The 14,006-nt window shown below is 48.9% G+C and carries 16 protein-coding genes; 2 read left to right on the top strand and 14 right to left on the bottom strand.

Annotated features, from left to right (window positions below):
* A partial coding sequence (locus tag QLH52_RS18660) for a hypothetical protein (RefSeq protein WP_319962545.1) occupies positions 1 to 224 on the top strand: 224 nt, incomplete at its 5' end.
* On the opposite strand, the gene fcl is transcribed toward QLH52_RS18660, so the two are convergent.
* The 13 genes from fcl to cutA all read right to left on the bottom strand — a co-directional run bounded on the left by fcl (position 211) and on the right by cutA (position 13,101).
* A complete protein-coding gene (fcl, locus tag QLH52_RS18655; RefSeq protein ID WP_319962544.1) occupies positions 211 to 1,185 on the bottom strand; it encodes a GDP-L-fucose synthase in 975 nt (324 codons plus the stop codon). The genes QLH52_RS18660 and fcl overlap by 14 nt on opposite strands.
* Before the next feature lie 4 nt (positions 1,186 to 1,189).
* Positions 1,190 to 2,311 (bottom strand): GDP-mannose 4,6-dehydratase, encoded by a 1,122-nt coding sequence (gene gmd, locus QLH52_RS18650; protein ID WP_319962543.1) that lies wholly within the window; start codon positions 2,309 to 2,311, stop codon positions 1,190 to 1,192.
* 80 nt (positions 2,312 to 2,391) lie between these two features.
* On the bottom strand, positions 2,392 to 3,993 hold the full coding sequence (xrtD, locus tag QLH52_RS18645; RefSeq protein WP_319962542.1) for a VPLPA-CTERM-specific exosortase XrtD: 1,602 nt from the start codon (positions 3,991 to 3,993) through the stop codon (positions 2,392 to 2,394).
* 185 nt (positions 3,994 to 4,178) lie between these two features.
* Entirely contained in the window at positions 4,179 to 4,706 is a 528-nt protein-coding gene (locus QLH52_RS18640) for a hypothetical protein (RefSeq protein WP_171694620.1), read from the bottom strand.
* 179 nt (positions 4,707 to 4,885) lie between these two features.
* Positions 4,886 to 6,082 carry a class I SAM-dependent rRNA methyltransferase gene (locus QLH52_RS18635; RefSeq protein WP_319962541.1) on the bottom strand — a complete coding sequence of 399 codons (1,197 nt, stop codon included), beginning with the start codon at positions 6,080 to 6,082 and terminating at the stop codon, positions 4,886 to 4,888.
* 6 nt (positions 6,083 to 6,088) lie between these two features.
* Positions 6,089 to 6,502, bottom strand: coding sequence for a DUF3426 domain-containing protein (locus tag QLH52_RS18630; protein ID WP_319962540.1), 414 nt, complete (start codon positions 6,500 to 6,502; stop codon positions 6,089 to 6,091).
* 236 nt (positions 6,503 to 6,738) lie between these two features.
* A complete protein-coding gene (prmA, locus tag QLH52_RS18625; protein WP_319962539.1) occupies positions 6,739 to 7,623 on the bottom strand; it encodes a 50S ribosomal protein L11 methyltransferase in 885 nt (294 codons plus the stop codon).
* Between the two features lie 65 nt (positions 7,624 to 7,688).
* The gene (gene accC / locus QLH52_RS18620) at positions 7,689 to 9,032 is read right to left on the bottom strand and encodes an acetyl-CoA carboxylase biotin carboxylase subunit (protein ID WP_319962538.1); all 1,344 of its coding nucleotides are present in this window, start codon (positions 9,030 to 9,032) and stop codon (positions 7,689 to 7,691) included.
* Positions 9,033 to 9,052: 20 nt separating this feature from the next.
* Positions 9,053 to 9,493, bottom strand: coding sequence for an acetyl-CoA carboxylase biotin carboxyl carrier protein (gene accB, locus QLH52_RS18615; protein WP_171694616.1), 441 nt, complete (start codon positions 9,491 to 9,493; stop codon positions 9,053 to 9,055).
* Positions 9,483 to 9,944, bottom strand: coding sequence for a type II 3-dehydroquinate dehydratase (aroQ, locus tag QLH52_RS18610; RefSeq protein ID WP_101051646.1), 462 nt, complete (start codon positions 9,942 to 9,944; stop codon positions 9,483 to 9,485). The genes accB and aroQ overlap by 11 nt, the downstream gene beginning before the upstream one ends.
* Before the next feature lie 114 nt (positions 9,945 to 10,058).
* Positions 10,059 to 10,586 (bottom strand): TlpA family protein disulfide reductase, encoded by a 528-nt coding sequence (locus QLH52_RS18605; protein ID WP_319962537.1) that lies wholly within the window; start codon positions 10,584 to 10,586, stop codon positions 10,059 to 10,061.
* Entirely contained in the window at positions 10,583 to 12,802 is a 2,220-nt protein-coding gene (gene dsbD, locus QLH52_RS18600; protein ID WP_319962536.1) for a protein-disulfide reductase DsbD, read from the bottom strand. Before dsbD ends, QLH52_RS18605 begins: the two co-directional genes overlap by 4 nt.
* Positions 12,784 to 13,101, bottom strand: a complete 318-nt coding sequence (gene cutA, locus QLH52_RS18595) for a divalent-cation tolerance protein CutA (RefSeq protein ID WP_033158960.1) — start codon at positions 13,099 to 13,101, stop codon at positions 12,784 to 12,786. Before cutA ends, dsbD begins: the two co-directional genes overlap by 19 nt.
* A gap of 72 nt (positions 13,102 to 13,173) precedes the next feature.
* On the opposite strand from cutA, the gene QLH52_RS18590 reads away from it, so the two are divergent.
* The gene (locus QLH52_RS18590) at positions 13,174 to 13,614 is read left to right on the top strand and encodes an FxsA family protein (protein WP_033158959.1); all 441 of its coding nucleotides are present in this window, start codon (positions 13,174 to 13,176) and stop codon (positions 13,612 to 13,614) included.
* A 61-nt stretch (positions 13,615 to 13,675) separates the two neighbouring features.
* On the opposite strand, the gene QLH52_RS18585 is transcribed toward QLH52_RS18590, so the two are convergent.
* Complete coding sequence (locus QLH52_RS18585; RefSeq protein ID WP_101051651.1) at positions 13,676 to 13,912, bottom strand: YgaP family membrane protein; 237 nt, start codon at positions 13,910 to 13,912, stop codon at positions 13,676 to 13,678.
* Positions 13,913 to 14,006: the final 94 nt, after the last annotated feature.

Here is a 14,006-nt window from a genome sequence, read left to right as displayed (position 1 = left end):
CCCAAAAAAACAAACCCGCCAATCAACAACCTCAAACCCGCCGAACCAAGTCGACCGCTTCACCGCTAAAACTTAAAAGCCAGAGCAGTGAAGAGCCGCTCATTCTAATCACCCAACATCCTCGCGTCAAGAAATTATTTCTATTCGCGCAAACTTTCTTTTCCCCACTTGATAAACATGCCTCGCAGGCGCGTAGGGATTTGGGCAACACTATTCTGCTTTAAACTGGCCTTGATGCTCTAAAAACCAACGATAGGTAAGCTCCAGACCTGTTTTCAGCGGTATCTTTGGTTGCCACCCCAAAGACTTAAGCTTTGAGACATCCATCAGTTTTCGCGGAGTACCATCCGGCTTGGTACTGTCCCAGCTAATTTGCCCTTGAAAACCAACGACATCTTGGATAGTTTCAGCCAATTCACGCACCGTTACATCTTCACCAGTCCCAACATTTAAATGCGATAGCATGGGTTCAGTGCAAGATTGATATTGCTCTTTGTCCAAGGCCATCACGTGCAAACAAGCAGCAGCCATATCCTCGACGTGTAAAAACTCGCGCATAGCCTTACCGGTTCCCCACACGCTGACAGTTGGAGAATTACCAAGCTTGGCATCATGAAACTTTCTGATTAATGCCGGGATAACATGGCTATTTTGCAAGTGAAAATTATCGTTTTCACCATACAAATTGGTCGGCATCACAGACCGATAATCTACGCCGTACTGCCGGTTATATGACTCACACAACTTAATCCCGGCAATCTTGGAAATTGCATACGGCTCATTGGTCGACTCTAAAACGCCTGTCAACAGCGCGCTTTCTCGCATCGGCTGCTCAGCGAATTTCGGATAGATACAAGAGCTACCCAAAAACAGCAGTTGCTTGCATCCAATCCGCCAAGCCTGATGAACCACATTGGCTTCCATCATCAGATTTTGATAGATAAATTCCGCCGGATATTCATTATTGGCATGAATGCCGCCAACCTTGGCCGCCGCGAGAATCACCTGCTTCGGACGCTCTTGTTGCATAAAGTCCTGCACAGCCGTTTGATCGGTCAAATCCAATTCAGCATGCGTAAGCACTACAATGTTTTGATAACCCGCCTCAGTCAATTGCCGATAAATCGCCGAGCCTACCATACCTCTGTGGCCCGCCAGATAAATCTTATCTTGCTTATCTACCATGCTCTTACTCCCGGCTAACCGCCACGTTATAACCTTGTTTTTTCAGCAGAGCATGTTTTTGCGCTTGCTCAAGATCATAAGCCACCATTTCGGATACCATTTCTTGCAAAGTAATTTGCGGCACCCAACCCAATTTGTTCTTGGCATTAGTCGGATCGCCCAACAGCGTTTCCACTTCGGCAGGTCTAAAATAGCGCGGATCGATAGCGACGATGTTTTGTCCAACCGCCATACCAGGCGCTTTGTCACCGGTAATAGCATCGACATAACCTTTTTCTTCAACGCCCGCACCTTCCCAACGAATAGTCACACCCAATTCTTTAGCCGACATTTCGATAAATTGTCTCACCGAATACTGCACACCTGTAGCAATCACAAAATCTTCAGGCTTATCTTGCTGCAACATCATCCATTGCATCCGCACGTAGTCCTTCGCGTGCCCCCAGTCTCGAAGAGAATCCATATTGCCCATGTATAGACATTTATCCAGACCAATTGCGATATTACTGAGGCCGCGAGTGATTTTGCGCGTCACAAAAGTTTCGCCTCGGCGCGGCGATTCGTGGTTGAACAAAATACCGTTACACGCATACATGCCATAAGCTTCACGATAATTAACGGTGATCCAATAGGCGTAGAGCTTGGCTACCGCATAAGGCGAACGGGGATAAAACGGCGTGGTTTCTCTCTGCGGAATTTCTTGGACCAGACCATACAACTCAGAAGTGGATGCCTGGTAAAAACGCGTAGTTTTCTCCATACCGAGGAAACGAATGGCTTCCAAAAGCCTTAACGTCCCCATACCGTCGACATCGGCCGTATATTCAGGAGACTCAAACGATACAGCGACATGACTCATCGCGCCCAAGTTGTAGACTTCATCCGGACGAATTTCGCTAAGGATACGGGTGAGGTTCGAACTATCCGTCAAATCGCCGTAATGAAGAAAGAATTGGGGATCCTTAATATGCGGGTCTTGATAGATATGATCAACGCGTTCGGTATTAAATAATGACGAACGCCGTTTGATGCCATGCACTTCATAGCCTTTTTCCAACAGAAATTCGGCAAGATAGGATCCGTCTTGCCCGGTTATGCCAGTGATCAATGCTTTTTTTCTACTCATTTACAGCTCCTTTTCTTTTGAGTCAAATCGACGTAATACTGCATAAACTCGTCAGGCAATGAAGCCGACGTCTTAATTGATTAACCCGGTAAAGCCGAATAAACAGGCTCAATGATCTTACCCGGCAAATAGGCGGGTAACTCAGGCAATAAATCTTTTAAAAATAGATGCAGGCGTTTGTCGGCAACGGCAATATCTTCCACCTTATCCACAGGAGTCACCAAGCGAATCAAAGCCCCATCGGTGCGATTCATAGTGATGGCATCATAAAATAGATACCATTTGACCATATATTCGTTAGTTATCATCCGGCCGCGCTGTTGAAACCAAAAATACACTAATTGTCTGCTTTCGCCTTTTTGGATAATGGCCCGATTTACCTGCAATGCCTGCCCGTCCAGTTGCAAATCTGTGAACTCGCGCTGCTCGAAACTGCTGATCTGCCAACCATCCCCAGGAATACAACTGCGCGGCGAATGCACAACGGCGCCCTTGCGTTGCGATTGGTAATACGCGCTGTAAAAATTAACGCTGTTCCGAGTTTCAGGCTGAATAAAATTGACAATAACATAATCCGTCAATTTCAACTCGTTTAGATAAAATTGCGTTAAATAGTCATTACGTCCCTGCCAACTTCCCAACGTCGTCGGAAATGTTAAAAACGCTTTTCGCGCTGGAATAATGTCTTCCCGCCCCTTAAAGACCTCTGAAGCGCCTGCACCTATACAAAGCAATAGCAACACCGCGAAAACCGATTTATTCAATATCGGGACAATATCTCGACGCGCCGTGTGGCTCCATTCTTCCGGAATCTGCACCAGTTCGCCCATTGCCAGTTTCCTACCGCTGATTCGGCTAAAAACCCACATCTCGATAAATAACAGAAACATGCAAAGCAAAAATACCGCCCAGCCTTCAAAATCATGCAAAAAGCCTTCAGCCATCTCAGTGCCCCAGTTATCGACCAGGACCCCGATGACACCAATCCGAAAGCTGTTCATGAAAATAGTCAGGGGCATCGACGACAGAAAAATCAGCAACTTCTGCCAGAATGGACCTTTAAACAGATAAGCGCATAGGAAAGCCAGACTGGCCAAAGGAAACAAATAACGCAATCCGCTACAGGCATCAACCACTTGCAACTTATAGCTGCCTAGATCGATAACATTCCCTTCCAGGTAAACCATGATGTCGCAAGCTCGTATAAATTCCACGCCCAACCAGGAAGAAATCAATTGCAGCTTTGACGACAGGTTATTCAGTATGAAAGATGGAAACGGCACCATGAAGACTAAAAACAACAGTGGGATAGCCCCAACCCGCAGCCCGCGCAGCCCGAAAGCACTGCCAAACATCCCAGTCAACACCACCAGAAAAGCATACTGCTCCATGGTTTTTATGGTTGCCAACCCGCCCAGAATAAAAAGAATCAACCCTAAGCAGATAATGATGATACCGGGCAACGACGCTTTAAATCCTTGAACCAAGACTAGCTCGCCGCGCCTCACCCAAAGCAGGTAAATAGTGATGATAGGTATAAAAAACCCGTGACTGTATTCCTCGACATTCGTCCATGTCGTCGCCATTTCGATAAGGCTATCTCTGAACACCACGCACAGCAGCAATAAAGCCGCACCCCATAATGACCAGACAATGGCCGGTTTCGTATTCTCTGTATTCATTCCGTGTCGAAAATAAGAATTGATGTTTAAATTTCCCCCATACCGGCACTGTTTGTTATGCGGTATGGAAATTTTGTCCTACTTACTAACCCGATCAATCGCAATAGCCCTGACCGGTAAATCCAACCATTATCCCCGAGCTTTATTAAAGCCGAGTGACACATCATGACAGACAAATAACACTTTTAGGCTTCGGGATCGGCAGTAAAAATCGGGTTTGTTTTGTCGTCTTCATGCAATTTAGCTTTTTCTTCAGGATAAATATGCCAAAAAGATTGATCGATAGCACCGTCGGTATAGCTGTTTTTACGATCATGGGTAAATGGACACCACCAGTTTTCCACCACTTTCACCAAGTAAGCATGCCATTCGAATAAGCCCACACTCACCGGACAATACCAGGTGCAATTCAATATCCAGAATAATTTCGATTGCGCCATGCTGAATTTGAATGACCCGTCCATCGTAATCTGATTCTTTAAATCATACCGATGGCTCGCCCTGGCCGGCAGAAAATCACTCCATTTTTTAACATTTTCCGCACCGACCAATTTCAGGCTGAAATAAGTCAAATAAGCGCTGGTAATCACAAACGGCAAGGTCAAAATCGGCAAATAGATAAACAGCAAACCAATAGCTCTGGATATAACCGGCATTTGTTTATGATGGCAACCGATATTGACGCGGTCTGCACAAGATTCGCAGGCTTTCATGTTTATTTCTCCTCTGGAGTCGTTATTATTATTTGCTCGCTATGGAGCAGTTGAAAAATGCTGCGACAACCCTCGCAACAGAATTTTTTTTCGCCCAGCAAAGTGTTGAGCTCAAATCCGGGAATCAACACCCGCTGACCGCACAGACCGCATTGGGGCTTGGAATCCACCATAATTGACTATAGCCGGCTCGATACTGCACAAAAAAAGGTTTTCAAATAATCGGTCTCAGGCAAGGCCGGATGAATCGGATGATCCGGGCCTTGAGTGCCGGCACCGAAAAACACCAAGTGCCGGTCAATGTGCCGCGCCGAAGAACGCAATATTTCATGCAAATTATCTCTACTCAAATGATGCGAGCATGATGCCGAGACCAAAATACCATTATTCGACAAAACCTGTAGCGCCAAATGATTCAAGCGCCGATAGGCTTCGTACCCGGCTTTGAAATCTTTTTTACGTTTAATCAGCGCCGGCGGATCCAGGATGATCGCATCGTAATGTTGTTGCTGTTCACGGGCTTGTTTCAAAAACTCGAACACGTCATTGCGCACGAATTGCATTTTGCCCTGCACCTGATTCAACTCGGCACTAGCTGAAGCTAAAGCCAACGCACTCTCGGAGCTATCCACACAACACACTTCCGCAGCGCCCGCCACTGCGGCAGGTATACCCCAAGCACCGGCATAGCTGAATAAATCAAGCACCCTTAAACCATGGCAAGCTTTAGCAAACTGCGCCCTGCTGTTGCGATGATCGTAAAACCACCCGGTTTTTTGGCCTTCGGCCACATTGACGATAAAACGCACGTTGTTTTCTTCAATCAACAATTGCTCAGGCAACTCGCCGTAAATCAGCTCAGGCTCCAGAGAGAGACTTTCCAACTGGCGCTGACTATTATCGTTTTTCAGCAAAATAGCCGTTGGCGCCAGCAGCTCAAGTAGGATCTTGACCAGCACATCCTTATACCGCTCCATTCCGGCAGTGGTAATTTGCACGGAAAGCACAACCCCAAAGCGATCAATTACCAAGCCTGGTAGACCATCGCTTTCGCCGAACACCAAGCGATAATAGGGCTTATCGAACAAACGCTCACGCAACCCTAAAGCTTGGGCCAAGCGCGCTTTAAAAAAACTTTCATTGATTTTGATATTGGTTTTACGCGTCAACAAGCGCGCGCAAATGAGTGCATGAGGATTCAGATACGCTATCCCCAAAGCTTTACCGCCAGAATCGTGAACAAGGACTAAGTCGCCTGCCGCAAACTGCTCCAAAGGGCTGCGCTGGGTATCGACCTCGTTGCTGAACACCCACAAATGCCCTTGCCGCAGACGTTTGTCTTCGTTTTTTTTTAGAAACAGTTCCGGGTAGCTCATATTGCCCTAAAGTAAGGTAAAGGTATAACCGCCAATTGGCGCAGCAGGCGCCACAACAAACAACCGAATTTCGACCGTTTGCTCTGGGGCAAGTGTTGTGGGTTTTAGAAGGTACTCCGCAGAACTAAACACCCGCTCCGCAATGGCCTGTCCATTAAAATTCAACACACTCAGCTTCAAATCAGGCGCGGCTTGCGCAAAAGGCGCCTGATTGCTAAGTACAGCGCTAAACAAATAACTGCTATCGCTTCGAACACGCAAATCGCTATGGGAAACGCTCAATTCCTCAAGATTTCTATATGGCGGTAACCGGCAAGATAATGTCGCACAAACTTTATCTAAATGTGCTCTGAGCTGAGGCTGCATAGTTAAACGATAACCTTCGAAATACAGTATTTGTGCCACCAATAACAATGCCACTAAGCTGGTGGCAACAAACCAAACCCGCCGAGTCTGCGGCCCCTGGTCTAAAGTTTGGTGGTCCGGAGACGGCAAGTCGTCGTTCAGTCGCGAATCTTTATCTTCACTAAGGAATCGCAACGCATCGAAAGATTTACCGCAAACCGAACAATCCAACAAGCCACGCGATTGCCGCAAATGCTCGACGGTAACTTCGTGCTGCTCAGCGCAATACGGGCACCGGCTAAACATCTATTTCAGTCTGGTTTATAGGCATCCAATCGACACCAGTCTTCCTGACTGACCGGCGGCGCCACAACAAACCCCTGCTCTCGATAAGCTGCCGCTACAGACTCGGCTTGTTCGTTCAAGATGCCTGACAAAACCAACTGCCCGCCCGGCCTGACCAATGCGCCAATCGTTGGGGCCAGCTCAATCAGCGGTTTAGCGAGAATATTGGCAAGTACCAAATCAGCTGCAAACGCGGAAAACTGTTCGGGCAGATAATAATCAATCCGTTGCTGAACCTGATTTTTTTCGGCGTTGTATTGACTGGCGGTCAACGCCTGCGGATCAATATCTACCGCATGCGCCCGCTTGGCACCCAGTAACAACGCTGCGACGGCAAGAATCCCCGATCCACAGCCGTAGTCGATTAACACTTTATCCTTAATATCGTTACCGGCCAACCACTCCAAACACAATGCAGTCGTCGGATGAGTTCCGGTACCGAATGCCAAGCCGGGATCCAAAGTCATGCAAACCGTACCCGGCTCGTGCTGTTCCTGGCCGCTGGGGCAAATCCATAAACGATTGGCAAACTTCATCGCCTGGAAATGCTCCATCCACGCCCGCTCCCAGGCTTGATCTTGCAAAACCTCAGCTACCCATTCCTGCAAAGGCTGACCGATAAACTGATTGAACAACAAGTTGCGAACAATATCCGGATCGGTATCGAGCTCGAACAAAGCCGTGACCCGAGTACGAGTCCAGATTTTGGTTTGATCAATGGCCGGTTCGTAAACCGGCTCATCATCGGCATCGCTGTAAGTCACCGAGACCGCGCCCAATTCGCTGAAAAACTCCGATATGTCGGGAGCGGTGGTTTCGTCGGTGATAACGGAAAGCTGATGCCAGGCCATAGTTATATAAAGCGTTTAGCAGGGAAAGAAGACGCCATTTTCGTCATCTCCTCGCCCATACCGAATTAATGGATACCCAATTTCTTTTCGAGGTAATGGATATTTTGCCCACCCAGAGCGAACGCCGCGTCAGCCATAATGCTCTGTTGCAAGGGGATATTGGTTTTGATGCCGTCTATCACCATTTCACTCAGTGCGGTCTTCATCCGGGCAATCGCGCTAGCCCTATCGTCACCGTGTGCAATCAGCTTGCCGATCATGGAATCGTAGTACGGCGGCACTTTATAGCCATTATAGATATGCGTCTCGCAACGGATACCCGGGCCACCCGGCATGTGGAATTGATCGATAACACCAGGGCTAGGCATAAAGGTTTTCGGATCTTCCGCATTCAAACGGCATTCGATGGCATGGCCGGTAAATTTCACCTGGTCTTGCGTGATCGACAAAGGCTCGCCGGCAGCAATCCGCAACTGTTCCTTCACGATATCGAAGCCGGTAATCATCTCGGTGACCGGGTGCTCGACTTGCACCCGGGTGTTCATTTCTATGAAATAAAACTGGCCTTTTTCATAGAGAAACTCGAAAGTACCGGCACCTAGATAACCAATTTCCTGACAAGCCAGCGCGCAACGCTCGCCCATCTGTTTGCGTTGCTCTTCGGTAATACCCGGCGCAGGCGCTTCTTCCACCACTTTTTGATGCCGCCGTTGCATGGAACAATCGCGCTCACCCAGATGTATCGCATTGCCGTGCGAGTCTGCCAACACCTGAAACTCGATATGCCGCGGATCTTCCAGAAACTTTTCCATATAGACGGTGCTATTGCCGAACGCTGTGCCGGCCTCGGCCTTGGTCATCGCAATGGCATTTAGCAACGCGCTTTCGGTATGCACGGTGCGCATACCGCGACCGCCACCGCCGCCAGCAGCCTTGATAATGACCGGATAACCGATTTCCCGTGCCATTTTCAGATTGATTTCCTCGTCTTCCCCCAAAGGATCGCCGTTACCCGGCACGCAAGGAATTCCCGCCGCCTGCATGGCTTTTTTCGCGGCGATTTTATCGCCCATCATGCGGATGGTTTCAGGTCTTGGCCCGATAAACACAAAACCGCTTTGGCTAACTTTTTCGGAAAAATCGGCGTTTTCGGATAAGAAACCGTAACCGGGATGGATGGCTTCGGCATCGGTGACTTCTGCGGCGCTGATAATCGCCGGGATATTCAAATAGCTGGCGGCCGACGCAGCAGGACCGATACAGACTGCTTCATCGGCCAGTCTGACGTGTTTTAAGTCACGATCTGCTTCGGAATACACAGCCACGGTTTTAATACCCAATTCGCGACAGGCCCGCAAAATGCGCAAAGCAATCTCGCCGCGATTGGCGATAACAATTTTCTCAAACATTAGTCCAGCCCCTTTGTCCGTTATTCAATGATGAACAAAGGTTGGCCATATTCGACCGGATGGCCGTTTTCAACCAGAATTTGCTTGATTTTGCCGCTTTTATCCGCCTCGATCTGATTCAAAATCTTCATCGCTTCGATAATGCACAAGGTTTGGCCATTGCTAACCGACTGCCCAACCTCCACAAATGCCGCTGAACCAGGCGATGCAGAGCGATAAAAAGTCCCAACCATCGGCGACTTCACAACATGACCACTGACTTTCTCTTCCACTGGCGCGACCGCGGCGGAGGCCGCAGCAACCGCTACCGGTGCCGAAGCCACCGGCGCAGCATATTGCACCGGCGCAGCCGCCGAATAACGGCTGATTTTCACTGATTCTTCGCCTTCGCGAATCTCTATTTCAGCAATATCGGATTCCTCGATAAGATCAATCAGTTTTTTTATTTTTCTAATATCCATTGTTCTGAGTTCTCTCTAGTAATATCTGATGAGCGGCTTGCAAAGCCAATTCGTAACCGTTCGCCCCCAATCCGCAGATAACGCCGACGGCGATATCTGAAAAATACGAATGCTTCCTGAAAGGCTCACGGGCATGCACGTTCGATAAATGTACTTCTATGAATGCAATCTTGGTTGCCAGCAAGGCATCGCGAATCGCCACGCTGGTATGGGTAAATGCGGCGGGATTGATGATGATAAAATCGACGCCCTGCCGATAAGCCTGATGAATTTGTTCAACAATTTCATGCTCGGCGTTGCTTTGCAGGAAATTTAATTGATGCCCCAATGTTTGGGCCAACCGCTCCATCCCCTGCTGAATGCTTTGCAATGTTTTGCTACCGTAAAGCCCAGGTTCCCGGACGCCTAACAGATTTAAATTGGGTCCATTGAGAACCGTGAGGTTTGCCATTGCTGGTGTCGAACAAAAATTAGCTAAATAAGAATGAATTCTGCCTAATTTGTAGGTTTTTGTCCAGATAAACCGTTTTTCACTTCATTAGCCTGCGTTTTAGCGATTTTTCAGTCATTTTGCCGTCAACAACGGTGCAATCACTTCCAGCACTTTGTCTCGGGTCAATTCGCCTAATTGATGATGCACAATTTGCCCTTGTTGATTAATGATCACCGTAAACGGCACGGTATTGATGACATTACCCAACTGCTGAGCCAACATCGTTGCACCTTCGCCGCCAATCAACACCGGATAATTGATTTTGATACGTTTAAGGTAGTCTTCTACCGGTTGCTTGTCTTCGATGGCAATACCGACAAACTGCACGCCTTTGTCTTTATACTCGTCCTGCAGCTTGATGAACTCGGGAATTTCCTTCAAACAGGGCGGACACCAGGTTGCCCAGAAGTTGATAATCAATATTTTGCCTTGCCATTGCGCGACCGATTGCGGCGTATCCGCCAGGTCAGGCAAGCTGAAATTGATTTGCGGAGTCGGTTTACCGGCTTCGGGGGCTGCGAAATATTGTCTGACAAACAGACCGGCCGCCATTGCAACAAAGGCAATAGCGGTGACTATCAGTATGATTTTTTTATTCATAGTTGTTGCAAGGTTCTTAAAAAAGTAGCGGCATCCTGGTAGCCGATCACGCGCTGCGCAGCCTGTTCACGGCCATCGGCACCGAAAAATATGATGCCCGGCGGCCCCACCAGCTCGAAACGTTTTAACAAGGCTTTATCCGCCTCATTGTTATCGGTCACGTCGGCCTGGAGCAGCACAAAATCAGCCAATTGTCGCTTAACCTGCGGATCGGTGAAGGTGTAAGCCTCCATCTCTTTACAGGAAATACACCAATCGGCATAGAAATCCAGCATCACCAGCTTGCCGCTGGCCGTTGCTTGCTGGATGCGTTGCTCCAATTCCACCACCGATGCCACCCGCTGAAAACTAAGCCCCTGAACCGGTTCCTGCGCTTGCGCATTGAAACCCATGCCTTGCAGGGGCTGTAGGGGATTATCGTTTCCGGCGCTCAAGCCGATCAACTGCAGAACGCCAAATACGAGCATGATAATGCCCAAACCTTTCCAGAGTTTACGCCAACCGGAAGCCGCTTCCGGCAAAGAATCGATTGCCCCGAGAAATATGGCCGGAATAACCAATAACAAAGCCCACAAAAACATCGTCACCGCAGCCGGCAGAATCCGCGATAACATCCACACCGCCACGGCCAGCATCGCCACGCCGAATACGGCTTTGGTGGCATTCAGCCAATCGCCGGCCTTGGGCAGCAGTTTTCCAGCTGATGCGCCCAACAGCAATAACGGTGCACCCATACCAAGGCCCATCATGAACAACGCCAAACCGCCCAACACCACATCACCGGTTTGACCGATGTAAATCAATGCCGCTGCCAGCGGGGCCGCCACGCAGGGCCCGACGATCAGCGACGACAGCGCCCCCATGATACCCGCGCCGAGATATGAACCATCGCGATGCTTATCGCTGGAGTGATGCAAGGCAGACTGCAGCGATTTCGGCAGCTCCAAATGGTAAAAACCAAACATCGACAGCGATAACAGCACGAATAATCCTGAAAACACGGCGATTACCCAAGGCTCTTGAAAGGTCGCTTGCAGATTGCTGCCGAACAAAGCCGCCAAGATACCGAACAGTGTATACATCAACGCCGAAGCCAGTACATAACTCAAGGACAGCAAGAAGGCCTTGCGCGTACCGATTTGGTCACCATGGCCGACGATGATGCCGGACAGAATCGGAATCATCGGAAACACACATGGGGTAAAGGCCAGCAACAAGCCAAACCCGAAAAAACTGAGTAAAGTCAGTGCCAAGCTATCATGCCGCAAAGCATTGACAATTTTATCCTGCTCCGACAACTCGGCAACCGCGGCCGGTTTGGCTTGCGGCAATGCATCAGTAGGCGGCAAGTCAAGGCTCACCTTGGATTGCATGGGCGGATAGCAAACGCCGCGGTCGGCGCAACCTTGAAACTTTGCCAGCAACTCAATGGTTTCGCCGGCCTTGCTATCTCGCAACAGCGGTATATCGACGCTGATCTGGTTTCGGTAGATTTGCACCTGACCAAACTCAGCGTCGTGGTAAGCAGCCCCTTCCGGAAGTTGCAAAGGCGACAACCGCGTCTGGCTAGAGCCTTCCGCTTTAACCGACAACTTATCCTTATAAAGGTAATAACCCTCGGCAATTTGCCAGGTTGCTTGCACAGTATGCGGATCTTTCAAAGTCGCGAAAAACTGAAAGGCTTGTTCCGCCGGCAATAACTCCTGGGAAAACAAGCCGGGCGACCAGCCCTTTAGACCTTTGACAAACTGGTTGAGCGCCCCATTGTTTGCAGCGGCCGAAGCTGCAGGGAGCGCCACATCCAGCAGTACTTTTTGCGGCGGATAACAAACCCCGGCATCCGCACAACCTTGGTATTTAACCAGCAGCTTTAATTGGGTTTCACGGCCTTGATTAATCAACGGCACCACGACATCCAAGGCATTACGATACACCACCACATCACCCAAACTCGGGTCATGCTCGGTAACGCCTTCCGGCATACTTGCCTGGCCCAGCTGAATCACTTCAGTTTGCGACTGGAACTTGGTCTTATCCCGATACAGGTGATAGCCTTCGACTATCTGCCAGTGCAATTCAACTTTATCGGCGGTTTCGGCCGTGGCAGTTAATTTGAACGCCTGCTCCGGGGGCAAAAAATCCTGACTTTCCAGCGCCGCCGCAGTGCGCCAAAAAACAGCGAATAAACATAATAAAATCAGTCGATGCCAAGGCATGAGTCTATCCATTTCAAATAATCCAGCGAGCCGCTTGCTATCGCGACCGCAATAATTTCCGGGAGTTGGTAAGGGTGTAGGCTTTTCAGCGTCGCTTCAATGGCCGCATAGCGGTCTTGATGACTTTTGATGAGCAGCAAATGTTCCTGAGCGGTTTCAATTTCACCTTGCCATTCATAAACCGAGCACACACCTGGCAAGATGTTCACGCAGGCCGCTAATTTTTGGGTTATCAGAGTGCCGGCCAGTTTGTCAGCAACCTCTAGGTCCGGGCAGGTACAAAGAATCAATTGATACATCGCGATATTATCCTGGAATTTGCACCAAGATGCTCTTAGTATTAGCGGCTTTTTACCGCAACCGGACTCACCATGAAAACCATGCAAATTCTGTTTATCGCTTTTTTGATCGTGCCGTTTGTGGAAATATACGTGCTATTGCAAGTCGGCGGCTTGATCGGCGCCTTTCCCACTATTTTACTGGTGGTTTTTACTGCGGTTTTGGGCGCTTGGCTACTACGTCGGCAAGGTTTCACCACCTGGCAGCGCTTCCAGTCCGGGTTGGCACAAGGGGAAATTCCTGCTTATGAAATGATCGAGGGCCCGATATTGCTGGTAGGCGGAGCGCTGTTATTGACGCCGGGATTTTTCACCGACCTGTTGGGTTTCGCTTGTCTGATTCCAACCTTACGCAGAAAGATTGCCCAGTACATCATCGAGCATCATTTGCTGCAAACTCAGATGGGCTCTGTGTTTAAACAGGCACGAGACTCGCAAACCATTATCGAAGGCGAGTACAACAAACAAGATTAATAAGGTTTTTTTGAATCCGAATCCGCGCCAAAGGCGCAGATTCGGAGCTGGCCACTAGCAGTTATTGACCGGTAGACCCTGCATCAGCACCCAAGGTATTTTTGTCCATACCGGAATATACCGGGCACCAGCCGGAATAACTGGTCGCAACCAAGACCAAGCCAACCAACAACATCAGGATGCTGGCGGTAAACAGCGATACGCTGAGCAACACCACGCCAGAAACCATGCGAACTTTCTTATCTTTCTCGCCGATGTTGTGCTCAAATTTGATCAAACGTTTATAATCGAAGCTCATTTCCAATCCTCTCTGTGTTGTAGTTATTAGTCCCGACGCACGGCTTTCCCTTAAAGGCAAGCAAATATACACAGCTCCTCAAAATCTGCAAGCT

Origin of the sequence: Methylomonas defluvii, assembly GCF_033949435.1 — a bacterium.
Lineage (GTDB): Bacteria > Pseudomonadota > Gammaproteobacteria > Methylococcales > Methylomonadaceae > Methylomonas > Methylomonas defluvii.
Note: the sequence above shows the minus strand (reverse complement) of the source record. Positions and strands in the feature narration are given on the sequence as shown.

What these genes read in the sequence shown, in the direction of transcription:
- xrtD (WP_319962542.1), bottom strand. Translation starts at nt 3,993, where the DNA reads ATGAATACAGAGAATACGAAACCGGCCATTGTCTGGTCATTATGGGGT.
- QLH52_RS18605 (WP_319962537.1), bottom strand. Translation starts at nt 10,586, where the DNA reads ATGAATAAAAAAATCATACTGATAGTCACCGCTATTGCCTTTGTTGCA.
- cutA (WP_033158960.1), bottom strand. Translation starts at nt 13,101, where the DNA reads ATGTATCAATTGATTCTTTGTACCTGCCCGGACCTAGAGGTTGCTGAC.
- accC (WP_319962538.1), bottom strand. Translation starts at nt 9,032, where the DNA reads ATGTTTGAGAAAATTGTTATCGCCAATCGCGGCGAGATTGCTTTGCGC.
- QLH52_RS18590 (WP_033158959.1), top strand. Translation starts at nt 13,174, where the DNA reads ATGAAAACCATGCAAATTCTGTTTATCGCTTTTTTGATCGTGCCGTTT.
- QLH52_RS18640 (WP_171694620.1), bottom strand. Translation starts at nt 4,706, where the DNA reads ATGAAAGCCTGCGAATCTTGTGCAGACCGCGTCAATATCGGTTGCCAT.
- QLH52_RS18635 (WP_319962541.1), bottom strand. Translation starts at nt 6,082, where the DNA reads ATGAGCTACCCGGAACTGTTTCTAAAAAAAAACGAAGACAAACGTCTG.
- fcl (WP_319962544.1), bottom strand. Translation starts at nt 1,185, where the DNA reads ATGGTAGATAAGCAAGATAAGATTTATCTGGCGGGCCACAGAGGTATG.
- accB (WP_171694616.1), bottom strand. Translation starts at nt 9,493, where the DNA reads ATGGATATTAGAAAAATAAAAAAACTGATTGATCTTATCGAGGAATCC.
- dsbD (WP_319962536.1), bottom strand. Translation starts at nt 12,802, where the DNA reads ATGCCTTGGCATCGACTGATTTTATTATGTTTATTCGCTGTTTTTTGG.
- QLH52_RS18585 (WP_101051651.1), bottom strand. Translation starts at nt 13,912, where the DNA reads ATGAGCTTCGATTATAAACGTTTGATCAAATTTGAGCACAACATCGGC.
- gmd (WP_319962543.1), bottom strand. Translation starts at nt 2,311, where the DNA reads ATGAGTAGAAAAAAAGCATTGATCACTGGCATAACCGGGCAAGACGGA.
- aroQ (WP_101051646.1), bottom strand. Translation starts at nt 9,944, where the DNA reads ATGGCAAACCTCACGGTTCTCAATGGACCCAATTTAAATCTGTTAGGC.
- prmA (WP_319962539.1), bottom strand. Translation starts at nt 7,623, where the DNA reads ATGGCCTGGCATCAGCTTTCCGTTATCACCGACGAAACCACCGCTCCC.